This window comes from Saonia flava (assembly GCF_011927795.1).
Classification (GTDB): domain Bacteria; phylum Bacteroidota; class Bacteroidia; order Flavobacteriales; family Flavobacteriaceae; genus Saonia; species Saonia flava.
In genome coordinates, this window is sequence record NZ_JAATJJ010000001.1 from 982,047 (window position 1) to 1,005,644 (window position 23,598).

General features: G+C 36.0%; 22 protein-coding genes and 2 tRNA genes. 10 read left to right on the plus strand and 14 right to left on the minus strand.

What is annotated here, in order from left to right; genetic code table 11:
• Positions 1-447 precede the first annotated feature (447 nt).
• Genes GGR42_RS04200 through GGR42_RS04210 form a run of 3 tightly spaced genes read right to left on the minus strand, consistent with a single transcriptional unit; the run spans position 448 to position 4,209 of the window.
• Positions 448-1,374: a 1-phosphofructokinase family hexose kinase gene (locus GGR42_RS04200; protein ID WP_167961172.1), complete on the minus strand. Its 927-nt coding sequence runs from the start codon at positions 1,372-1,374 to the stop codon at positions 448-450.
• Positions 1,375-1,397: 23 nt separating this feature from the next.
• Positions 1,398-3,803 (minus strand): phosphoenolpyruvate synthase, encoded by a 2,406-nt coding sequence (gene ppsA, locus GGR42_RS04205; RefSeq protein WP_167961174.1) that lies wholly within the window; start codon positions 3,801-3,803, stop codon positions 1,398-1,400.
• Between the two features lie 19 nt (positions 3,804-3,822).
• The gene (locus GGR42_RS04210) at positions 3,823-4,209 is read right to left on the minus strand and encodes a hypothetical protein (RefSeq protein ID WP_167961176.1); all 387 of its coding nucleotides are present in this window, start codon (positions 4,207-4,209) and stop codon (positions 3,823-3,825) included.
• Positions 4,210-4,374: 165 nt separating this feature from the next.
• Here GGR42_RS04210 and GGR42_RS04215 point away from each other — a divergent pair, with 165 nt between their 5' ends.
• The 5 genes from GGR42_RS04215 (at position 4,375) to GGR42_RS04235 (ending at position 7,789) form a co-directional block, all read left to right on the plus strand.
• Entirely contained in the window at positions 4,375-4,881 is a 507-nt protein-coding gene (locus GGR42_RS04215) for a nicotinate-nucleotide adenylyltransferase (RefSeq protein ID WP_167961178.1), read from the plus strand.
• 19 nt (positions 4,882-4,900) lie between these two features.
• Positions 4,901-5,116: a dodecin family protein gene (locus GGR42_RS04220; RefSeq protein WP_167961180.1), complete on the plus strand. Its 216-nt coding sequence runs from the start codon at positions 4,901-4,903 to the stop codon at positions 5,114-5,116.
• A gap of 170 nt (positions 5,117-5,286) precedes the next feature.
• Positions 5,287-5,925 (plus strand): class I SAM-dependent methyltransferase, encoded by a 639-nt coding sequence (locus tag GGR42_RS04225; RefSeq protein WP_167961182.1) that lies wholly within the window; start codon positions 5,287-5,289, stop codon positions 5,923-5,925.
• Complete coding sequence (locus tag GGR42_RS04230; protein WP_167961184.1) at positions 5,922-6,335, plus strand: archease; 414 nt, start codon at positions 5,922-5,924, stop codon at positions 6,333-6,335. The genes GGR42_RS04225 and GGR42_RS04230 overlap by 4 nt, the downstream gene beginning before the upstream one ends.
• A 2-nt stretch (positions 6,336-6,337) precedes the next feature.
• The gene (locus GGR42_RS04235; protein WP_167961186.1) at positions 6,338-7,789 is read left to right on the plus strand and encodes an RtcB family protein; all 1,452 of its coding nucleotides are present in this window, start codon (positions 6,338-6,340) and stop codon (positions 7,787-7,789) included.
• 52 nt (positions 7,790-7,841) lie between these two features.
• Here GGR42_RS04235 and GGR42_RS04240 read toward each other — a convergent pair whose 3' ends face one another.
• From GGR42_RS04240 to GGR42_RS04250, 3 genes are read right to left on the minus strand one after another with little or no spacing between them, the layout of a single operon-like run.
• Complete coding sequence (locus GGR42_RS04240) at positions 7,842-8,468, minus strand: phosphoribosyltransferase (protein WP_167961188.1); 627 nt, start codon at positions 8,466-8,468, stop codon at positions 7,842-7,844.
• A gap of 6 nt (positions 8,469-8,474) precedes the next feature.
• Complete coding sequence (locus tag GGR42_RS04245) at positions 8,475-9,131, minus strand: dienelactone hydrolase family protein (protein ID WP_245201390.1); 657 nt, start codon at positions 9,129-9,131, stop codon at positions 8,475-8,477.
• The gene (locus tag GGR42_RS04250; protein WP_167961189.1) at positions 9,128-10,309 is read right to left on the minus strand and encodes a polymer-forming cytoskeletal protein; all 1,182 of its coding nucleotides are present in this window, start codon (positions 10,307-10,309) and stop codon (positions 9,128-9,130) included. The genes GGR42_RS04245 and GGR42_RS04250 overlap by 4 nt, the downstream gene beginning before the upstream one ends.
• 196 nt (positions 10,310-10,505) lie before the next feature.
• On the opposite strand from GGR42_RS04250, the gene GGR42_RS04255 reads away from it, so the two are divergent.
• Complete coding sequence (locus tag GGR42_RS04255; protein ID WP_167961190.1) at positions 10,506-10,736, plus strand: hypothetical protein; 231 nt, start codon at positions 10,506-10,508, stop codon at positions 10,734-10,736.
• A gap of 50 nt (positions 10,737-10,786) precedes the next feature.
• Here GGR42_RS04255 and GGR42_RS04260 read toward each other — a convergent pair whose 3' ends face one another.
• From GGR42_RS04260 to GGR42_RS04270, 3 genes are read right to left on the minus strand one after another with little or no spacing between them, the layout of a single operon-like run.
• Positions 10,787-11,776, minus strand: coding sequence for an MlaD family protein (locus tag GGR42_RS04260; RefSeq protein ID WP_167961191.1), 990 nt, complete (start codon positions 11,774-11,776; stop codon positions 10,787-10,789).
• A gap of 4 nt (positions 11,777-11,780) precedes the next feature.
• Complete coding sequence (locus GGR42_RS04265) at positions 11,781-12,554, minus strand: ABC transporter ATP-binding protein (protein WP_245201391.1); 774 nt, start codon at positions 12,552-12,554, stop codon at positions 11,781-11,783.
• Positions 12,555-12,582: 28 nt separating this feature from the next.
• Positions 12,583-13,359, minus strand: coding sequence for an MlaE family ABC transporter permease (locus tag GGR42_RS04270; RefSeq protein ID WP_167961193.1), 777 nt, complete (start codon positions 13,357-13,359; stop codon positions 12,583-12,585).
• A gap of 152 nt (positions 13,360-13,511) precedes the next feature.
• On the opposite strand from GGR42_RS04270, the gene GGR42_RS04275 reads away from it, so the two are divergent.
• Both GGR42_RS04275 and GGR42_RS04280 read left to right on the plus strand, forming a co-directional pair.
• Positions 13,512-13,898, plus strand: a complete 387-nt coding sequence (locus GGR42_RS04275) for a hypothetical protein (protein WP_167961194.1) — start codon at positions 13,512-13,514, stop codon at positions 13,896-13,898.
• Between the two features lie 19 nt (positions 13,899-13,917).
• Positions 13,918-14,856 carry a L,D-transpeptidase gene (locus tag GGR42_RS04280; protein WP_167961195.1) on the plus strand — a complete coding sequence of 313 codons (939 nt, stop codon included), beginning with the start codon at positions 13,918-13,920 and terminating at the stop codon, positions 14,854-14,856.
• 246 nt (positions 14,857-15,102) lie between these two features.
• On the opposite strand, the gene GGR42_RS04285 is transcribed toward GGR42_RS04280, so the two are convergent.
• The 3 genes from GGR42_RS04285 to GGR42_RS04295 form a co-directional block, all read right to left on the minus strand.
• Positions 15,103-15,177, minus strand: a tRNA-Pro gene (locus GGR42_RS04285).
• A 27-nt stretch (positions 15,178-15,204) separates the two neighbouring features.
• A tRNA-Ser gene (locus tag GGR42_RS04290) sits at positions 15,205-15,288 on the minus strand.
• A 110-nt stretch (positions 15,289-15,398) separates the two neighbouring features.
• Positions 15,399-17,447 (minus strand): HD family phosphohydrolase, encoded by a 2,049-nt coding sequence (locus GGR42_RS04295; protein ID WP_167961196.1) that lies wholly within the window; start codon positions 17,445-17,447, stop codon positions 15,399-15,401.
• Positions 17,448-17,588: 141 nt separating this feature from the next.
• Here GGR42_RS04295 and GGR42_RS04300 point away from each other — a divergent pair, with 141 nt between their 5' ends.
• Both GGR42_RS04300 and GGR42_RS04305 read left to right on the plus strand, forming a co-directional pair.
• Positions 17,589-18,764, plus strand: coding sequence for an acetyl-CoA C-acyltransferase (locus GGR42_RS04300; RefSeq protein ID WP_167961197.1), 1,176 nt, complete (start codon positions 17,589-17,591; stop codon positions 18,762-18,764).
• A 16-nt stretch (positions 18,765-18,780) separates the two neighbouring features.
• Positions 18,781-19,533: a C40 family peptidase gene (locus GGR42_RS04305; protein WP_167961198.1), complete on the plus strand. Its 753-nt coding sequence runs from the start codon at positions 18,781-18,783 to the stop codon at positions 19,531-19,533.
• A 50-nt stretch (positions 19,534-19,583) separates the two neighbouring features.
• Here the strand turns inward: GGR42_RS04305 and GGR42_RS04310 are convergent, their stop codons facing one another.
• Both GGR42_RS04310 and gyrA read right to left on the minus strand, forming a co-directional pair.
• A complete protein-coding gene (locus GGR42_RS04310; protein ID WP_167961199.1) occupies positions 19,584-20,852 on the minus strand; it encodes a tetratricopeptide repeat protein in 1,269 nt (422 codons plus the stop codon).
• A gap of 36 nt (positions 20,853-20,888) precedes the next feature.
• On the minus strand, positions 20,889-23,420 hold the full coding sequence (gene gyrA / locus GGR42_RS04315) for a DNA gyrase subunit A (protein ID WP_167961200.1): 2,532 nt from the start codon (positions 23,418-23,420) through the stop codon (positions 20,889-20,891).
• Positions 23,421-23,598 lie beyond the last annotated feature (178 nt).

A 23,598-nucleotide genomic window follows, 5' to 3' on the forward strand; every position in this document is an offset into this window, starting at 1 on the left:
AAGATAAAATTTGTCAATACTTCCAATTTAGCCTTTAGACCATTTTATTTCTAAAACGACATAAAGATTAATTTTTTCATAAAAACTACATCTATCCCTTCACTATGATTCCAATTCTTTACAGAAGCAAGAACCATGTCTTGATGTTTTAAAGAAACCAGAGTACGCAGGCACTCTGGTTTCAATGAAGGTATTAAATTTACTGGATGACCACTTACATTAACTTATGCACTAATTTATTTCTAAATCCATGTAAAATTAAAGGGTTTAAGAAGTATTTCTGATACCTTCATAAGGGCTGAATTATATCTCTACTCTCCAACACCTATATTTTTATTTTTTCAAAGAACTGTTTTATTTTTAATTATACAGCTAATTTACATGGTCTTTGTCTTAGAGAAAATGACCTAGGTCAGTTTATTGATTTTTTTTTCTGTTGTTCCATATTTAATTTAATTGCTCTATTAACATATCCACATCTTCCTTTTTACATAATTGGGTTCCAGGGTGCATAGTGGCAGCTGTGCCACAAGCTACTCCATATTCCACCATTTCCTTAAATGACTTGCCCTCCAATACACTAAGAACCATGCCCGCGACCATACTATCCCCAGCTCCTATCATGCTTTTTTGTTGAACAATTGGCGCTGGAATGTATTCCAATAAATCTTTGGTGACCAATAAAGCCCCCTTCTCCCCAAGGGAAACCACCATGACTGTACAAGGATGCTTCTCTAAAAATCCTTTGGCCAACGTTTCCAATTCTGCAAAAGAAATAAAAGGAATACCGCACAAAGCACTTAATTCGGCTAAATTCGGTTTAAAAAGAAATATATTGGACGTCACGGCCTGTTTTAATGCCTCTCCCTTTGTATCTAGAATTAGTTTTGCTTTTTTTTTCTTTACAATAGTTGCCACTTTTACAAAAAAATCCTCTGGTATTCCAGGAGATAATTTTCCGCTCGCCACCAAATAATCCCCTTCTTGTAAAAAATTTTCCAAACGTATTAAACTCTCTTGCCATTCTTTTTCCAATACGTAAGGTCCTGGCACTCCAAAACGATACTCCAAATCTGTGATAGAATTCCTAACCGCTAAATTTTCTCGTGTACAGCCTTGAATACCTATAACTTCTTGCGGCACACCCTCATTCTTTAGTAAGCTTTCTAAATGGGTGCCTGTTGGTCCTCCTGCCAAATAAATGGCGAGAGAAGTACCTCCAAGATTCCCAATGGCCCTGGAAACATTAATACCGCCTCCACCCGCAAAATAAATTGGTGATGTACATTGTAGCTTAACATTGGGTATTAGATCATTTACAACTGTATTTTTATCCACAACAGGATTTACAGTTAGGGTAATTATATTGCTCATTTTTAATAGTAATCTTGGGGAGATTAATTACTGCTAGAAGCCATTCCAAAAGTTACAAAACTTTTCTCTGCTTTATTAATGTTTTCTATTCCCTGTAGTAATGCATCTGGATTAAAAGAAATACTATCTATCCCTTCTTTTACCAAAAACTTGGCAAACTCGGGAAAATCGCTTGGTGCCTGGCCGCATAGGCCTATTTTTGTGCCCGTTTTCTTTGCTGACCTTATGGCCATTGATATCATACGTTTTGCAGCAGCATCATTTTCATCAAAAAGTTGGCCCATAATCTCAGAGTCCCTATCAATTCCCAAAGTAAGTTGGGTAAGGTCATTGGATCCAATAGAAAAACCATCAAAAATTTCGGCAAATTCTTTTGCCAAAATTACATTGCTTGGAATCTCCACCATTGTATATACTTCAAGACCATTTGCCCCTCGTTTTAACCCATTACTTTCCATGATATCAATGACTTTTTTACCTTCTCCAAGTGTCCTACAAAAAGGAACCATTACTTTAAGATTTGTGAGTCCAATAACATCTCTAACCTTTTTAATTGCAGCACATTCCAATGCAAATCCGCCCTTATATAAATCACTATAATATCTTGATGCTCCCCTAAATCCCAACATAGGATTTTCCTCTGCTGGTTCAAATTCCTTTCCTCCCAATAAATTTGCATATTCATTGGTCTTAAAATCACTTAACCTTACTATTACCTCCTTAGGATAAAATGCTGCAGCAATTATAGCTATCCCCTCTGCCAGCTTATCAACAAAATAGGCTGTCTTATCCTTATAGTTTTTTGTAAGCAGTTCTATTTCCTTTTGGACAGATGCCTCTTTAATTTTGTGATACTCAACAAGTGCCATAGGGTGTATTTGCGCCATATGTGTTATTATAAATTCCATTCTCAATAGACCCACTCCATTATTAGGGTAAAATGAAAGTTGAAAAGCTTTTTCGGGATCTGCTAAAATCATTTTTGCTTCTACTTTTGGCATTTTTATGTTGGAAAAATCTATTTCCTGTTCTTCATAGGAAAGTTGACCTTCATACACATACCCTGTTTTGCCTTCTGCACAAGACATTGTAATAACATCTCCATTGTTTATCATTGAAGTAGCATTTCCACATCCCACAATAGCGGGAACTCCAAGTTCTCTGGCAACAATTGCTGCATGGCTTGTCCTTCCGCCTTTATTGGTAACTATTCCTCCCACCTGTTTAAGCAAGGGGTCCCAATCCGGAGTAATGGTGTCCGTTACAATAATGGAATCCATTGTTAATTCTTTTACATCCTTAGGGGACTTTAGCAAAATTGCCTTTCCCACTTTTATTTTGGAACCAACGGCATTGCCATTAACCATTTTTTTTCCTTTTTCCAATAGCCTATACTCTATATGAACATTTTTATTTCTAGTCTGATGCACAGTTTCTGGACGGGCCTGAATTATAAATAATTCATTTGTAATTCCATCTTTGGCCCATTCTATATCCATTGGTTGCTTATAATGTTCTTCAATAAGCATTGCCCATTGTGCCAATGCTATGATTTCATCATCCGAAAGCACATATCGTTCTTGTAGGTGGGATGGAGTACTAATATTTAGAATTGGGCTACTATCCGTATCCGTACCATAGACCATAGTCAGTTTTTTATCCCCAAGTTTTTTTTGAAGAATAGGATACTTTCCAAGTTTTAAGCTTGGCTTAAAAACATAAAATTCATCCGGGTTTATTGTCCCCTGTACAATGTTCTCCCCAAGGCCCCAAACTCCAGATAACAATATGGCATTTTCAAATCCAGATTCTGGTTCAATGGTAAAACCTACCCCAGAACATCCTTTATCTGCACGTACCATTTTCTGAACCCCAACGGAAAGAGCAACATCTCCATGTTTAAATCCCTTATCATCACGATACTTAATAGCCCGATCGGTATATAAAGATGCAAAACATTTTTTAACGGCATCCAAGACCTCATCTTTACCTTTTATATTTAAAAAAGTATCGTGTTGTCCTGCAAAACTGGCATCAGGAAGGTCTTCAGCAGTGGCACTACTCCTTACAGCCACTGCACAGCTATCATTATTGTTACATAAACTTAGATAGGCTTCTATAATTTCGTTTGATATTTTAACAGACAACTTTGCTTCCAATATTAGTTTGCGGGCCTTTTTACCTATTATATTCAAATTGGAATAATTATCCGTATCCAATTCCAGTAATACTTGTTGCAATGGCCCTCTAATTGAATTTTCATTCAAAAAATTCCAAAATGCCTTAGAAGTAGTCGCAAACCCATTCGGAATTTGTATTCCCTTTGATGTTAATTGATTATGCATTTCACCCAGAGAAGCATTTTTACCTCCCACAAGGGCAATATCGTTTATTCCTATTTCACTAAATTTTATTATCCCCTTTTCCATTTTATTCTATATGCTTTCATTAATAAGGTAGAATTCCATATCCCATATTTAAAAGAAATACTCCAACAAGAAACAACACTAAATAAAGGACCTGTATCAGCTTAACATTAACAACTTGTAAAGCTGCAGAAGATCGAATAGGAAACATGAAGAGTACAATCCCAATAATTATCGAAATCCACCCTAGAAAGGTAATAATAATGGGCCATTCGCCCGTCCATACATTATGGAATAAAATATTGAGAAGTCCAACAATGATTGCAATAAATGCTGTTATTAGTAAAAACTTAGGGTCTTTTAAATATTCAAAAATATCACGAATACGTTGCGGGTTAAAACTAAGTACCAAGAAAAAAATAATGAGGTAAAACCCCCAAAACTTTGCCAAAAAAAAGGAAATATCCATATCATTTTAAGTGTTGATTATTATATGATTAAATGTATATCTAAGTTTTTGTTTGATAAATGATTTAAGTCATTGTCCAAAAGTTGAAAGGGAAATAATTTTGAAGCAATGAACAGATATTAAAAGTTCATTTATTCACCGAAATATTAATTAAATAATAAAATCATGAAAAAAATTCTATTTGGTTTATTAGTTGTTGGACTTACCACCCAAGCATTTTCACAGGTTATTAAAACTGAAGAGCTTTCTGAAGTTGTAGTTATGGCCACAAACTACAAATACCTTAGCGACGTGGATTCCAAAGAAGCTCCGGTCGACGCAAAATTATTGGAACGAATGGTGGCTTCTTTTGATGTTAAAGACTCAGAATTCTACCAAGACGAATACGACCTCTATAATGTTACTTTCTTTATTCCTGACGGAAAAATCCTTGCTGCATATGATAAAGATGGCAAGGTTTTGAGAACTGTAGAAAAGTTCAAGGACATTAATGTTCCTGAAGTTGTAAGAAACTCTGTCTACAAAAGGTTTCCCGGGTGGATGATTTCCAAGGATGTGTATCTAGTGAATTACCACCAAGAGAAAGGAGCTAATAGAAGGTATAAGCTTAAATTGGTAAATGGTGATAAAACACTTAGGGTAAAAACAGATGAGGATGGGAATTTTCTTTAATTCTTAAAAACATAAAATTATGTCAGTATTAAAAGTAGTAGAAATCTTAGGGAATTCTTCCCAAAGTTTTGAAGATGCGATACAAAATATCATTAATGAAGCCTCTAAAACTGTTAAGAATATTAAATCAGTTTATGTTAAGGATATGCAAGTTACGGTGGACAACAATCAAATTGCTGAATACCGTGTGAATGCACAAGTCTGCTTTGGAATTTTGGATGAAGTAGTACAATAGGGCCTTAAGGCATTCCAAAAAAATGTAAAGATTGCCATTACATTGCTCTTTGCCCATTTTGGAATGCCTTATTCATTTGGTTACAAAAACCGCACGAAAACAAACACCATTCTACATTTCTTAAATGAAGTGAACGGACTCAAGTTTATAAACATTAAGTAAAAATTGTTATGATACAGTCAGAAATATTCAACCAAAATGTAGAAGAATATGAAGCTTGGTACCAAGATTACCATGAAGTCTATATGTCAGAAATAACCGCTTTAAAAGAACAGTTTCAAAAATTACCAGAAAATATCCAAGGTATTGAGGTAGGTTTGGGCACTGGACGGTTTTCTGTGCCCTTGGGAATTAAGGAAGGTATTGAACCTTCGGAAGAAATGGCCATAAAAGCAAGAGAGCGAGGTATTGAAATCATGAAAGGTTTTGCTGAGAGGCTACCATATGCAGATTTACAATTCCACTTTGTCCTCTATGTTACTATTTGTCATTTAAATGACATCAAGGCAGCATTCGATGAAGCTTTTAGGGTCTTAAAACCTAAAGGGGCAATTATCATAGGTTTTTTGGACAAGGATAGAGCTATAGCAAAACAATATGAAGAAAAGCGCAATCGAAGTACCTTCTTTAAAAATGCACATTTTTATTCTGTTGATAACATTCAAAAATTGCTAACGGAAGTAGGGTTCAAAGATTTGGAATTTAACCAAACCCTCTTTGGAGGTTTAGATGAAATCAAAGAAGTCCAAATACCAAAACAAGGTTACGGAGAAGGCTCTTTTGTAGTTGTCAAGGCAACCAAAAAATGATTATCAAATATTTGCCCCATACGGCTGATATTAGGATGGCAATAGAAAGCAAAACCATAAAAGGATTATTTGCCACGGCAGTCAAAGGTATGGGCAATATTCTCAAAGAAGGTTACTGCGATCAAAGAAATGTTTTCTCTAAGAGTATACGTATAACTACCCATTCACTAGATTATACAAGTTTATTGATTGACTTTCTATCTGATGTACTATCACTAGGATATATAGAAAATTCCGTCTATTGCAAACTTGAAATTGAGAAGCTTTCAAAAAAAACAATTGTTGCCAAAGCCTTTGGTTTCCATGTTGATCAATTTGATGAAGAGATAAAAGCCGTTACCCACCATGAAGCCAATATTCTAAAAAACAAAAGAAAAAAATGGGAAACATGTATTGTGTTTGATATATAAATATGCGAAAAGTTCAAAAAGAACATATAAATAAGATTACAGACTACTTATGGGAAATTCCGCAATCCTTTAGACAAGATATGAAGGTGCCTGCCAGAATCTTGGCGTTTGAAACACTTCTTGACGACATCATCGAAGATAGATCACTCAATCAACTTGTCAATGTGGCCACTTTGCCGGGCATTAAAAAGGCTTCTTTTGTTATGCCAGACGTTCATGAAGGATATGGTTTTCCTATTGGAGGTGTGGCAGCTACGTCATATCCACACGGAGCAATTTCACCAGGAGGGATTGGTTATGATATTAATTGCGGCGTTCGCCTGCTCGTATCCCAAATACAAATTGAAGACATTAAACCTCAACTAGAAAATCTTTCCAAAGAACTATATAAACAAATCCCTTCTGGAATGGGAAAGGGAGGGCAAATAAGGCTTACACCATCTGACATGGAAGAGGTTCTGGTCAAGGGCGCTGAGTGGGCCATCGAGAATGGTTATGGAATAAAAGAAGATTTATACAATATAGAAAGTAATGGAAAATTGGATAGTGCGGACCCATCTCTTGTGTCTGATATGGCAAAGAAAAGAGGGGCCAATCAATTGGGGACCATTGGGTCCGGCAATCATTTTGTAGAAGTAGACTTTGTAGAAGAGATTTATGATAAACATATAGCAGAAGTATATGGCCTAAAAAAAAATCAGGTAGTTGTTTTGATTCATACGGGCTCCCGTGGTTTGGGTCATCAGGTTGCCACAGACCACATCCGAATTATAATGTCTGCCATGTCCAAATATAATATAAAGGTTCCCGACAGAGAATTGGCCTGTGTACCTTTTGACTCCCGAGAGGGGCAAAATTATTTTAAAGCTATGTGCGCAGCCGCAAATTATGCTTGGTGCAATAGGGAAGTAATTTCATGGGAAGTAAGAAACGCCTGGGAAAATATTTTTGGCAATAAAGGAGGGGCATTGAATGTCTTGTATGATGTAGCCCACAACATCGCAAAAATTGAAACCCATACTATTGAAAATACAGACCAAATGGTCATTGTACATAGAAAGGGAGCAACTAGGGCTTTTGGCCCTAAATCAAAAGAATTACCTAAAAAATACAATGAGGTTGGCCAACCAATAATAATACCGGGAAGCATGGGAACTTGCTCTTATGTACTTGCTGGAACATCCAAAAGCCATGAAACAGCTTTTGGTTCATGCTGTCACGGTGCTGGAAGACGCTTGTCCAGACGAGCGGCCAAGAAGAAAGTAAATGCACCAGCGTTAAAAGAACAACTAAGGGAGAAAGGTATTTATGTGGAAGCTGGTTCCTTTAAGGGAATTGCAGAGGAAGCTCCAATAGCTTATAAAGATGTTAATATGGTAGTGGAGACGGTAAGTAACTCTGGGATTGCAAAAAAGATTGCAAAACTCATTCCTGTGGCCGTAATAAAAGGTTGACAACTAAACTTAGTGGAATACAATATTTAAAAGCAATTACACATTTAAAAAATTAATCTACAACACTTTGCCTTAGGATTTGTATTGCTTCTTTATCTGTAACTTGATCAAACTCCTCATAAAACTGTCCAACCGCCCTAAAATTAGGTGGTATTAGTAAGCATATTACCTGATCTATATGAGAAGATTTGTTTAATTTCTTGATTGCCGATTTAGGCGCTACGGGAACAGCTACTATAACTTTCTTGGGGTTTTGATTCCGTATTAATTCTGCTGTGACCATTATGGTATTCCCCGTTGCAATTCCGTCATCAACAATGATTACAATTTTACCGTTTAAATTTTGGGGGGATTTCGTCCTATAATACTCGTCCTGGCGACTTTTTAACTTCTCCCTTATTCTGGCCGTTTCTTCTTCTATATACTTTTCTGAAACACTGGTGGAATCACTTATTAGCACATTCTCTAAACTTACAGCCCCTATCGCATATTCTTTGTTGGAGGGGTGGCCTATTTTTTTGGAAAGAACAACGTCCAAAGGGGCCTCCAACTCCCTTGCTATAATTTCCCCTAAGGGCAACCCACCTCTTGGAATTGCCATAACAACCGTATTTTTATTTTTAAATTGCTGCAATTTCTTACCCAATTTTATAGCGGCATCCAGTCGGTTTCTAAACATAGCTTTCTATTTATTTAACCATTTTGTGAACCATTCTGCAGAAATATTAGCAACAATCTCTAACTTTCCCTCTTCCTCAAACAAGTGGGTTGCCCTTGGAACAATTTCAAGTTTCTTTGTGCAATTCAAATTTTGGTATGCCTTTTCATTCAATTGTATTACTACATCATCCCTGCCACCTACAATTAAAAGTGTCGGGGCCGTAACTTTTTTTAAATGCCCCAAAGCAAGGTCCGGCCTACCTCCCCTTGAGACCACCGCATCTATATCCTTATCAAAAAAAGCGGCTGCCCTCAAAGCAGAGGCTGCTCCTGTACTTGCCCCAAAATATCCAATTAACAGATCTGAGGTAATATCATTATGTTGTATCCATTGCGTTACATCTATCAACCTCATTGTTAGTAAATCTATATCAAACCTATTGTCATAGATTCTATCTTCGTTTTCCGTTAGCAAATCAAACAATAAAGTGGCCAATCCATTCTTTTGCAGTATTTCTGCAACAAATTTGTTTCTGGGGCTAAATCTACTACTCCCGCTACCATGTGAAAAAATTACAATTCCCTTTGTATTTTGAGGTATGCAAAGGTTTCCTTTTAGGACAATACCATCCAATCTAATTTCTACATTACTGTTATATACTTCTTTTAATGACATAGTCATACGGCCATTTTTAAACTCTTTCTTTTCTTAAATATGAAAAGTAAAAGAAGCCCATAACCTATAATTATGGTTACCATTGATACTAGAGCTCCAATAAAAGGAATAAAAGTCAACAACCTAATAACTGCCGCTATTCCAATAGCCACAAAAACTATGGTCCAAAAATCCCAAGATTTGTTTTTAGACTTGTTCAAATAATGGCTTGTCAGCAATGCCGTTATTAAATGTCCAAACAATAGACTAAATAAATAAAAGAAGAATAAAAATAGCCCAAGAGGGATGCCTATGACAACCAAGACACATATAACAATAAGAATAGGAAGTCCCACAAGGTATAATGCTCCGTAACCCAAGCTGCGCCACACATTGTTATCCAAATAATCCACTGATTTTGAAAAAAAGCCTTTGAAGAAATAATTTAGTATTACAATGATCAGAAAGGCAGAGAACAGATAAAAAATCCAAAAACCTATTGCGGCAATACCAAAGCCTTTCATGAAAAAACCTTCACCATCTCTTTGTAAATCTTCATTAAATAATGCTTTTGATGCTATTAGTGAATTTTTAAAATCTACCTCCTTAGACTCTGACCAATACTCAACATCATCATAGAACTTGGCATTATCGCCAATATAAATGGATTCCGCAACTATTTCCGATTTCCCCTCAATTGTTCCATTAATCTTTACATCTGCAGCGTATAGTTTAATATCTTGGCCCACCTTTCCATTAACTTCAATATCACCGGCATAAGATTTAATGTTTCCCTTAATCTCTCCTTTAACATCTATGTCACCAGAAAAATTGATCAGGTTACCATAAACAACAGAATTCTCTGTGATGACCACTTCACCTCCTGCCACGATAACATCATCCCCAACATCAGAATCTATGATGAGTTTACCTCCTGCCGCTCTAATATCATCGGCAACATGCCCATTAACAGTGATTTCCCCTCCGGCAACCACCAGATCTTGGCCTATGGAGTCGTTTATGATAATTGTCCCCCCTGCAAGGACAGCATCTCCTCTTACCTTGGCATTTATGTTTATGGTCTCTGCAGCTCGATAAATATCATCTTTCTGCTCTTCTGAAACTGTTATTTCTTCATTAGCTTCAAATTGTGACAACATCAACATGGGACATAATAAAATAAAAAATAGAATTGTTCTTTTCATGACTTCTTTATGGATTGGTTTATTACCAAAGTAAAAGATGTACAATGAACCGTACAATGACTCAGGTCATTATACCAATTAATACCAAAACTGATTCAGGTCATTTTTTTTTGTGCCCACATCAAATACATTTGTGTCATAGAATAAAGAAATCATACTTGCTAAAACATGGTGTGAGTACTAAAAATAATGTGCCATGAACGGGTTGCAATCCATACTGAGCGAAATAATTCTTCTCACCAATACTATTGAAACAGATTACCCAGAACTCTATAAGTTTTTGGATGAAACACCAATTACCATCCCTTCCAAAAACCATCCGGAAATAGATAAGAATGCCATGAAAGACTACTTGGAAAGCCTAAAGCAATTACTGGAGCATCATGTGGAAACACACCAGATGGGCAATGGGTCAATAAGAAACTAAAGGTCTATGACCCAAGTAGAAAAGGCATCTTTTCCAAGGCTTCTAAATGGTTAATTCTGATTTTTTTCAGCTTCTTTTTTCTGCCGTCTTTCCAGCTTTCTAAAATATCCCCTAGTCAAAAAATTGTGCTTTAAGGCCTCCATGTTTTCATTAAAACTCTGTGCCCCTTGCTCAATGTTCCTTATGGTAGTATCAAGATTATTTACAAAAGTGCTATCAGTGGTTAAATAGTTTACCGCCCCTTTGCCATTCTTTATTTCCTTCATTACTGAATTAATATCTTTGGTAACTTCCTCAATTTCTTTGCTCGCGGTTTCAAAATTACTAAGGATGCTCTTAATGTTATTTCCAGATATGGTATCGGCCAATAATATTCCCATTGCACTTTCTTCAAAATTTACTCTTCCCATTTCTTTATTTAGCTTGGTCATCATACTATTAGTTCTTTTACTCGCATGTTCAAGGTTGGATATGGTTTGTTCCAAACTAGTGGCCATAACAGTATCATTTAGCAATTTTCCCAATATACCTTTGCCCTGAGCCAAAGATTGGGTGACCTTTAACAAATCGGCCGTAAGCAATGCGGCATTCTCATTGGTTATATTAAGGGTGCTCAACATGTCCTGTGTCACCAATCTGCTTTGGGTTTTAAGTTCATCTCCAGGGACCACTAGGGATTCACTTCCAAGACCAGGGGTAATACTAATTAGCATACTACCAACAAGGCCATCAGAACCAATGGTTGCTATAGCGTCCCTTCTAATATGTTTCAACATTTTTTCTTCAATAATCATGTTTACCCTAATGGTACTATCGTTGATCATCTCAATATTTTCAACGGTACCCACGTTTATGCCCGAAAAACGGACATTGTTTCCACTCTGTAGGCCATTTACATTATTAAAGACAGCACTAATGGAAAAGGTATTGCCAAACATATTTTGCCTATTTCCAATGAGATATGCTGCAAGTACAATCAATGTGGTGCCAATGATCACAAAGACGCCTAATCTTAAATTTTCTAAAGTTGTTTTTGCCATACTACTATTTTTTAAAAAATGCCTCCACTTTTGGGTCTTGGGATTTTAATAATTCTTCGTAAGTGCCTTCTGCATAATTTATTCCATCCACTAGTAATATCATTCGTTCTGAGATTACCCTAGCACAATCTACATCATGGGTTATGATCAAAGAAGATGTATTATATTTTTTCTGTATACTTCGCATCAAACCAATAATTTCTTTCGCGGTGATGGGATCCAACCCACTGGTTGGTTCATCATATAATATTACTTTTGGCTTTAAGATAAGTGTACGTGCCAAGGCCACCCGCCTTTTCATTCCGCCCGATAGTTCTGAAGGCATTAAATCAATGGCATGGGCCAATCCAACATTTTCCAAAGCTTCCATAACCATGGGTGTGGTATCCACTATATTTCCCAATTTATTTTTGTGTCTTCGCAAGGGAAATTCCAAATTCTCACGTACGGTCATGGAATCATATAGTGCGCTTCCCTGAAAGAGAAATCCTATGTCTGCCCTCAATATATCCAAAGTTTCTTGGCTCAAAGTGGATACCTCTTTCCCCATAACTTCTATATAACCGCTATCTGCCTCCATAAGTCCTACCAGACATTTAATCATAACTGATTTGCCTGAGCCAGATTTACCCATGACCACCAAGTTCTCCCCTCTGGTTAGTTTCATGTTAAAACCACTGAGCACATGGTTATCGCCAAAGCTTTTATGCAAATCCTTAATATATATGACCACGTTCTCCTGTGGCATTGAATCCTGAAAACCCGTTGATTGCTTCATTTGCAATATATGGTTATCATTCATTTCGTTAGAGTTCATAAAATATATCTGACACAAAAACCGCAACAAAGTCTACAAAGAACAAAAGCATGGATGCAAAAACCACGGCCGTATTTGCGGCTACCCCTACTCCAGCAGTACCTTTTTTACAATAATAACCTTTGTAACAACCTACAAGGCCAATGGTAAATCCAAAAAAGAAAGATTTTGTGGTAGCAGGTATTAAATCGCCATATTCCAAAGCATCAAAAACTTTATTGAAATAGAGTTGAAAAGACACATCACCCTTTAAATTTTCAACAAGGGCAGAACCATATAAGGCAATTGCATCACCAATAATCACCAACAAGGGTAACATTAAGGTAGTTGCAAGAATGCGGGTAACCACTAAATATTTAAATGGATTGGTCCCAGAGACTTCCATAGCGTCTATCTGCTCGGTCACACGCATAGAGCCCAACTCAGCTCCAATTCCAGATGCTATACGTCCTGCACAAATCAAGGCGGTTATAACTGGACCAAGCTCCCTCACAATGGAAATACCAACCATGTTGGGCATCCAGGAAACAGCTCCAAACTCAATAAGTGTAGGCCTAGATTGTAGCGTAAGTACCAAACCAATAATAAAACCTGTAACACTTACCAACACAAGGGAACGGTTTCCCATATGGTAACACTGCCTAAGCAGTTCTTTGAACTCAAAAGGAGGTTTAAGTACTTCTTTGAAAAATCTACCCGCAAAATAGGATAGGTCCCCAATTTCTATAAAAAAGTTTTTGGTCTTATCTACTAAGGATAGTGACATTATATTGGTTTAGTTGAACTGTCACCAAAGATATAGTACCCCAGTTCTTTAAATAATGACCAATATCAGTCTTCGGCATATGACTTTGGTCATTGTTCTTTTTGTCAAGAGCCAATAGTTTTACGTTTATATAGTAGATAAAACCTTTAATTATGAAAGATACAGTTGTATACAATTCGGATTTACATTTTGAACACAAACAATGGGAAAAGGAATTACTATTTTGGGAAGATGAGCTACTTTCTTTTCAAAATAGATTAAATGAATTGGTCAATAGATGGACAGATTCAAAAGTTTTGGGGGAACTGGACCAATACCAAAATCAATTTCATATCCACAACAACATAATAGATGAACTAAAAGAAGAAATAGAAGCCCATGAATCAAACATTGCAAAACATTATAAAGCCAATGAAATTGTGATTGATCGGGAGCATTATGCAAACCATGTTAGATTTAGGGAGAAAATGGAAACACAGCGGCATATATATAATGAACTAAAGAAAAAATTCTTTCAATTTCTTTCCAAATATATGTAGTGAAAAGCTAAAATAAACCATGACCACTAACAAACTTATTTATACATTTCTTATTTCTGGGGTTCTATTTTCCGCAATACTTTTTTGGACTTGGCCAAGAGATGTATACAATTCGGTGAAAAATACTAACAACATTAAGGTTCATGTAGCGGAATCTATATCCAAAAAAATCTTTGTAAAGAATAATATTACGATAGAAAAGTATTTCAACTATATGGATTCATTGGTAGTTGAATATGATTCTTTAGTACCATATCCTTTATCGGAACATCTCTTGGTAAGAGCAAATCCATGGATTATGGATACTTTGGCAAATACAGATTATTATAATATGATGGAACAGGATTCTTTTGTGTACAATCAAAAGAAAATGGTAGTACTACGAAATAGTGATTCACTTATTGTTCCCGATTCTATTACTGCTACCAAGATTATAAAATCCATGAAAAACACTTTGATTGATGTTAATGTTCCAGAATTTAAACTTCGTATTTATCAAGATAATTTGTTGTTACATACTTTTCCAATAAGGGTTGGAAGAAATACAGAAAAGTACTTGGAAATGGGCAATCGAATTACGGATTTAAGAACTATACAGGGTTATGGTCAAATCATAGAGCATCATAAAAATCCTGACTTCTATAATCCTGTTGATGGCAAACAGTTTTTTTTCACAAAAAGAGACGATGAAAAAACAACGTATATGCCCCAAATACCTTGGATTGAAACTGAAATAAATGGTGTTAGAAATGGGCAAATGATTCATCCTACCACCAATCCAGAAACATTGGAAAAGGCATATTCCAATGGATGTATTGGCACAAAAGAAGGGGATGCATGGATTATATACTATTATAGTCCACTCGGCACCCCAATACAAATACGTTATGATTTGAAAATAAAAGACATAAATGGGGAGGAATTGGAATTAAAGGATATATATGGCTATAAGAAATAACAACTTATAACAAATACACCGTACCTATGCATTGGGATATGCTTTTAGAAATAGATATCAAGCATCTATTATTAGAGTCTTTGCATTACTACTAACTTAGGGTAAAGTAGGACCCATAATCCCTATTTTATCAATGTTTTTTCTAGCAAAATCCATCAATAAAAAAAGTAGAAGACTTTTTAAAAACAAAAAACACTGTTAGCAAATTAGCTAACAGTGTTTTAATAATCACTTCACAGTGAATCGTCGGGGTGGCAGGATTCGAACCTGCGACCTCCGCGTCCCAAACGCGGCGCGATAACCGGGCTACGCTACACCCCGAAGGTTATCAATATTAAAAGAAAATTGCGGAGAGAATGGGACTCGAACCCATGCGACAGTTACCCGTCGACAGATTAGCAATCTGCTCCGTTACCACTCCGGCACCTCTCCAATATTTTCTATAGAACACGCATACAAAATGCGGATGCAAATGTACCTCTTCAAATCTTAGAACACAAAATTTTTTTTAGTTTTTTATATAAAAAAAGAAATGGAGAATATTACTCCGGATATTCTACTCTGAGGTGGTAAATATTTGTAAGTTTTTGTTTTAACACTTTCTTTACCTGTTCTATTTCTTTGAAGGTAATATTGGCATTTAAAAACTGATTGGCCTGCATTTGTCCTCCAATGATCTTATCCACGAACTCATTAATAATTTGATAGGTAGGATTCTTTAAACTTTTGGATGCTGCCTCTACTGAATCTGCCATCATCAATATTGCTGTTTCCTTAGAAAAGGGAATAGGTCCTGGATAACTAAAATCAACTATATTAACACCTTCTTCCTTCTCTTGTTGTTTCTTAAAAAAATAATAGACCACATTGGTACCATGATGGGTTCTAATAAAATCAATAATTCTATCTGGAAGATTATTTTTTCTAGCAATTTCAATTCCTTCTATAACATGATTTATAATAATTTTTGCACTATTTAAGGGCTCAAGTTCATTATGGGGGTTAACATTTGTAATTTGGTTTTCCGTGAAATAAGTGGGGTTATTCATTTTGCCAATATCATGGTACAAAGCTCCTACCCTTACCATCATAGCATTTGCTCCAATTTCATTGGCAGCAGCTTCTGCTAAATTAGCTACTTGTAAAGAATGATGGAACGTACCCGGTGCCTTGTTCGAAAGTTCCTTTAACAACCTTGAATTGGTATCCGAAAGTTCCAAAAGAGACACATCGGAAACCAAGCCAAAAAGTTTTTCATAGATATATATAAGGGGCTGTGCAAATGCCAAAGTTATGACTCCGTTCAATAAAAAAACTACCATAGTAAGCCACTCAATGTTGTCCAAAGTACCTTCATGAATAATATGAAATGCCAAATATCCCAGTATGTATATTAATGTTATCTGCCCTACAGAAATAAAGAGATTGGTTCTTTTGTGCATTTCTGATACAGTTAATATGGTCACAATTCCTGCAATGGTCTGTAAAAAAATATACTCAAAACTGTTTGGGACAACAAAGCCTAAAATAAGTACCGTTAGCACATGGGCAAAAAGCCCCAATCTAGCATCAAAAAACGTTTTTAAAATAATAGGGAGAATACAAAGTGGAACTAGAAAAACATAGGATTCTTTATACTTTACCACTAATGTGGTAATAAAAACCATAAGTAGAATATTAAAAAAAATGAAAGTGACCTTGGTATTGTTTCTAAAAATTTCATTTCTATATTTTTTTAAAAAAAGAAACAGCATTATAAGCACCAAGGCTACCAAAATGGTATATCCAAAAAGAATAAAATAATAGTTCTTGGAATTCCATAATTCAGATTCATATTCTCCTTTCAAGGAGTTCAAAACCTTGAAATTGTCTGCCTCTACAACTTCTCCTTTTGCAATAATCAGTTTTCCCTCATCAACATTTCCTCGAGTATGGGATATTTTGGAAAGCTCCTCTTCATGGAACTTTTGGGATAAGTTTTCATCGTACGTGAGGTTAGGTTCAACCAGGCTAGAAAACAATTTGACAAACTGAGATTGATATTCTTTCAATCCTTTTTCTTGTACCATACGACTTACTACTTCATCAACATTTTTATACTGATAGATATTATCAAACGTAGTCCTTATTGCCTCACGGTCCTTAACAATAAAAAGGTTGCCTTCTCCTTTTATTTCATCTCTATCCAATACCCCATTCTTGTACAATTCGTCAAGAATGTCCATTCCTACACTCTTTAAAACTTGTCGCTGAGATTCATTTAACCTTAATTCACTAAACAAAGATCTAAATTCACTTTCATAGATACTTTTCACCTTTTCAACAACTTGCCTATCGAAAGTATAGTAGTCAATCCGACTATCGATAATGGCCAGTCTCTCCTCCTCAATTTCTTCAGTGTTTTTTTTGATAGAAAAATCAAAAGGAGCATACAGATTCTCGTATTGCCACGGTTTACCCTTTTGGAACTCATACTTAAATTTTCCTCCTTTTGGAAAAAAGAAAACAATAAAAAATATAGATACTAAATAAAGTAAGTACTTATATATGTTAGACTGGTTCTTATATAAATTATCTAATGATTGCCCCATGCATAAAATATCTATTTCAAAAATAGAAAATATTAGTTGAATACAGGTTTACACATTAAAAGCGGCAATATTGATAATTTGTAGTTCGTTAATCCATTGCGCTTTTTATTTATTAATTTCGCAACATAATTTTTAGAAAAAATGAAAAAAGTAGTCATTGTTTCTGCTGTACGCACACCTATAGGGAGTTTTTTGGGCTCCTTGTCCACAATTCCAGCACCCAGACTGGGCGCTATTGCTATAAAAGGCGCACTAGATAAAATTAATCTAAAACCGAATCTTGTTGATGAAGTTTTAATGGGCAATGTGGTACAGGCGGGTACGGGGCAGGCCCCAGCCAGACAAGCCGCAATTTTTGCTGGAATTCCCAGTACCGTCCCTTGTACAACCATTAACAAAGTATGTGCATCTGGAATGAAAACCGTAATGCAGGCAGCTCAATCTATTGCTTTGGGTGACAACTCCATTGTTGTTGCAGGAGGAATGGAAAACATGAGCTTAATCCCCCATTATGTACATATGAGAAATGGAGTAAAGTTTGGGCCAGCATCTTTAATAGATGGTTTACAAAAAGATGGATTAGTAGATGTTTATGATCAAAATGCCATGGGTGTTTGTGCAGATGCATGCGCCAATAAATATGGTTTTAGCAGGGAAGACCAAGATGCATATGCCGTGCAATCTTACGAACGCTCTGCCAAGGCATGGAAAGAGGGAAAATTTAATAATGAAGTGGTCCCGGTTGAAGTTCCACAAAGAAGAGGTGAGCCAATTTTGGTAAATGAAGATGAGGAATATAAAAATGTAAAATTGGAAAAAATACCTACTCTTAGACCTGCGTTTAGTAAGGAAGGCACTGTGACCGCCGCAAATGCCTCCACAATCAATGATGGTGCAGCTGCATTGGTTCTAATGAGTGAGGAAAAGGCAATAGAATTAAATTTAAAACCCATAGCAACTATTTTATCTTATGCCGATGCAGCTCAGGAACCAGAATGGTTTACTATAGCTCCAGCAAAAGCACTTCCAAAAGCCGTAGACAAGGCCGGAATTTCCATGGACACCGTAGATTACTTTGAATTTAATGAAGCTTTCTCTGTAGTGGGTCTTGCCAATATGAAACTTCTGGGCCTCACGGACAAGAATGTAAATGTAAATGGTGGCGCTGTTTCTTTAGGACACCCCTTAGGGTGCTCCGGTGCAAGAATATTGGTTACCCTACTAAACGTTTTGGAACAAAACAATGGAAAAATTGGTGCAGCGGCCATTTGCAATGGTGGTGGTGGTGCTTCCGCAATAGTTTTGGAAAAGCATTAAGAATTAAAGACTAAATATGCAATACGGTATTTGCCACCTTAGTGCTATTCCTGTAAGATGTAGTGCCGAAGATTCTGGAGAAATGACCACCCAACTGCTTTATGGGGATTGTTTTAAGGTTTTGGAACATCGTAAAAATTGGAGCAAAATAAGAATATCTTTTGATGGTTTTGAAGGATGGATATCCAATAGACAGTTTACATTTATTTCTGAAGAAAGTTACCTAGAGTTTGAAACATCTAAAGCAATCAAAAATTCATCGGATTTGGTTTCTTTTATTCAAACAAAAAATAAAGTGCTTGTACCCATTCTTTTGGGATCATCCGTACTACACACGGATATATTGTCAGATCAATTTGAAGGTGGTTGTATTAACACTATAATGCCAAAATCCAATCTTGTAAACACCGCATTACTTTATTTAAACACACCTTATTTATGGGGCGGGAAAACTCCTTTTGGAATTGACTCTGCAGGACTTACCCAAATGGTATATAAAATGAACGGGTATAAATTGTTGAGAAGTGCCAATCAACAGGCAACCCAAGGAGATGCTCTAAGCTTTATTGAAGAAAGTGAGGAAGGAGATTTGGCTTTTTTTGACAACAAGGAGGGCATTATAGACCATGTAGGAATAATTATGAAAAACAATTATATTATTCATTCCTATGGAAAAGTAAGGATTGACAGGATTGACCACACAGGTGTTTTTAACAACGAGATTAAAACCTACACACATAAATTAAGGGTCATAAAAAAGATTATATAAAAAAAGCCTCTGTTAAAACAGAGGCTTTTTCCTTTAATGGTCTTGCTTTTTTACTCTTCTAACAAACCTTTTATTCTCATAAAATTATCATTGTCACCTAAAGCTCCATAGATATTTTTTAATTGATTTAATATGGCTTGGTTATCTGCACTTACTTTTAGAGCATCTTCCAATACTGAAGCAGCCACTAAAAACAAATCATCTTTCTTTTGTTTAAGCTCATCGTACTTATCTAAATCTGCTCGTTTTCTAGATGTAGAAAGTTCATTCATTTCATCAATTAGACCATTTCCCTCATTCACATAGGTAGTTGAAAGGTTTAATTGTGCGTTTACATAATCTGGCTTAATTTCTAAGGCTTTTTTGTAAGAAGCTCTTGCTTCCTCTATAAGCCCCTGTTCCATATTGATTACACCTATATTATAATGTAAATCTGCATTCTCTGGGGCAAGATCTGCTGCTTCTGCCATTAAGACCTTAAATTTATCCTTATCTCCAAGCTTATAATGTAAGTTAGCCTCATTTAAAATCAGGTTAACATCACCAGGATTATCGGCTCTAGCAATTTTATAAGCTTCCATTGCCTTATCATCCTGACCTAATTGCGAGTAAATAAGGGCCATATTCTTAACTATTTCCGCTTTTTTTGAAGGAATTTTTTCGTCCAAAGGATCAGAGTGTGTTCCTGCTTTTACATATAAGTCTCTCTGGTTTTGATCCATTTCTTCTCTTTCACCAGATGCAACATTCAAAGCTGTATATTTTACACCACCTCCATCGTAGCCTATTTCTTTAAGCTCATCATAATATTTTAGAGCATCTTCATAATGTCCCCCATTTACTGCACTACTAGAAGCATAGTATAAATAAGATGTGTCTTTAGGGCTTAATTTATATCCCATATACAATTTCTCACCTGCTTCTTTGTATTTATTATTGTTGTTATCTTCTACTGCAGCATTTACCAAGTCGGCCACTAAAGATGCAACATGTTGGTTAGCTTCATCTGTATATTTAGCTTTTCCAGTGGTAGCTTCCAAATCAATAAGTTTGTTAAAAGAAGTGGCAGCATCACTAAAGGCAGTGGCATCTCCTTTTTTAGCTAAATCTGCATATGTTTTACCTCTTAAAAAATAGTATAACCCTTTTGTCTTATCATCAGCTGCTTCTATCAAAGAAGCTGCACTTTCCAAAGAAGATTTTGCAGCCATGGCATCCCCCCCTTTAAGAGCTTTATCGGCAGCTTTTATTTCTGCCTTTTGCGAAAATCCGGCTAGTGTGAATGTCATAGCCGCCAATAGTAAAATTTTAGTTTTCATATTTAAAATCAATTTATTTGTATTAGTGTTTAATATTTATTCTTCAGTTTCTGCCTTGTCATTATCAAGAGCCGTGCCATCTTCTTCGTTCACCTCCATATCCAGGATATCAGTTTCATTAATATCTTCCTCATCCTTCATGACTTTTGCTACAGCAGCAATGGAATCATCCCCTTTAATATTGATAAGTTTAACCCCCTGGGTAGCTCTCCCCATAACTCTTAAATCCTCAACACTCATACGTATTGCAATACCAGATTTATTAATAATCATAAGATCATCAGAATCCGTAACGTTCTTAATGGCAACAAGACCACCAGTTTTGTCGGTTATAGAAATTGTTTTTACACCTTTTCCACCTCTATTGGTAATTCTATAGTCATCTATACTGGAGCGTTTTCCAAATCCATTTTCAGATACCACTAGGATTTCTTCGTCAAAATCATGAACTGAAACCATTCCTATTACCTCATCATTATCGTTTGCCAAGGTAACACCTCTCACACCTGAGGCATTTCTACCCATTGGTCTTGTTTTGCTTTCCTCAAATCTAATTGCCTTACCAGATTTAAGTCCCAAAAATATTTGACTTGTACCTGTAGTCAATTTAGCTTCTAACAATTCATCCCCTTCCCTAATACCAATGGCATTAATACCATTTTGTCTTGGTCTGGAATATTGCTCCAAAGATGTTTTCTTAACGGTTCCTTTTTTTGTGGCCATAATAACATAATGGCTATTTACATACTCTTCATCTTTTAAATCTTGGGTGCAGATGAATGCTTTTACCTTATCATCTTGCTCTATATTTATAAGATTTTGGATAGCTCTTCCCTTAGATGTTTTGCTTCCCTCTGGAATTTCATAAACACGCATCCAGAAACATTTTCCTTTTTGAGTAAAGAACAACATGTATTGATGGTTGGTGCCTACAAACAAGTGTTCTAGGAAATCTTCATTTCTTGTTGAAGATGCCTTTTGACCAACTCCGCCCCTATTTTGGGTTTTATATTCGGTTAAAGGCGTTCTTTTTATATAGCCTGCATGAGAAATGGTAATTACCACTTGCTCATCTGGAATCATATCTTCTATACTAAGGTCACCTCCAGCAAAATTAATTTCGGATCTTCTTTCGTCTCCATATTTACCTTTAACCTCTAATAGCTCATCTTTAATGATTTGCATTCTTCGGTCTTTATTGGCCAAAATATCCTTTAAATCTTCAATTGTTTTAAGTATTTCTTCGTATTCTGACCTTAACTTATCTTGCTCTAGACCTGTAAGCTGTCTAAGGCGCATTTCAACAATTGCCTTAGCCTGAATTTCAGAAAGCTTAAATCTCTCCTGCAAGTTCTCACGAGCCTCATCTGCATTGGAAGATGCCCTGATAATAGAAATTACCTCATCTATATTATCAGAGGCTATAATAAGCCCCTCAAGGATATGAGCTCTGTCCTCTGCTTTTTTAAGTTCATACTTGCTTCTTCGTACCACTACATCATGCCTATGCTCAACGAAGTAATGTATCATCTGTTTAAGATTCAACAATTCTGGTCGCCCATTCACTAGAGCAATATTGTTTACACTAAAAGAAGATTGTAGGGCAGTGTACTTATACAATGTATTAAGTACTATATTGGGAATAGCATCACGCTTAAGAATATAAACAATACGCATTCCTTTCCTATCAGACTCATCTCGTATACTGGAAATTCCTTCTATTTTCTTATCATTGATTAAATCTGCGGTTTTTTTGATCATATCCGCCTTATTAACTTGATAAGGTATTTCCGAAACAATGATACATTCCTTTCCCTGAACCTCTTCAATGGTGGCTTTGGCCCTCATTACTACTCTACCTCTACCTGTATGAAAGGCTTCTTTTACACCATCATATCCATAAATTATTCCACCAGTAGGAAAGTCCGGAGCTTTAATATGGGTTATCAATTCATCGATTTCAATATCATTGTTTTCAATAAAAGCCACGGTACCATCTATAACCTCAGATAAATTATGGGGAGGCATATTGGTAGCCATACCAACAGCAATACCAGACGCACCATTTATTAATAGGTTTGGGATTCTTGTAGGCAATACGGTTGGTTCCTGCAAGGAGTCATCAAAGTTTAATTGATGATCAACTGTATCTTTATCAATATCTGCCAACATTTCATCGGCAATTTTTTGCATTCGTGCCTCTGTATAACGCATTGCAGCAGGGCTGTCACCATCCACAGATCCAAAATTTCCTTGTCCATCCACCAGCATATAACGAAGACTCCACTCCTGTGCCATACGCACCATAGAATCATAAACGGAAGTATCTCCATGAGGGTGGTATTTACCTAAAACCTCACCCACAATACGAGCAGATTTTTTATGGGCACTACCCGACCTAACACCCAATTCGTGCATACCATATAAAACTCTTCTATGAACAGGTTTAAAACCATCACGAACATCAGGTAAAGCACGTGACACAATGACCGACATTGAATAATCAATGTAGGCTGACTTCATTTCATCTTCTATATTTATAGGAATTAACTTCTCTCCTTCTGCCATACTAAATTTAAAAAATTTTACAGGTTAAAAAATCATGCCAATATACGGAAAATGCCACCTTTTAAGGCATTATAAAAAGAGTTTATTAAACAATTTATCAACACTTAATCGCTACTGCCAATTCAGCAACCAAATCCTATCATTTTTACATTTTCCTGTTTTTTTCGTCATTTCTGAC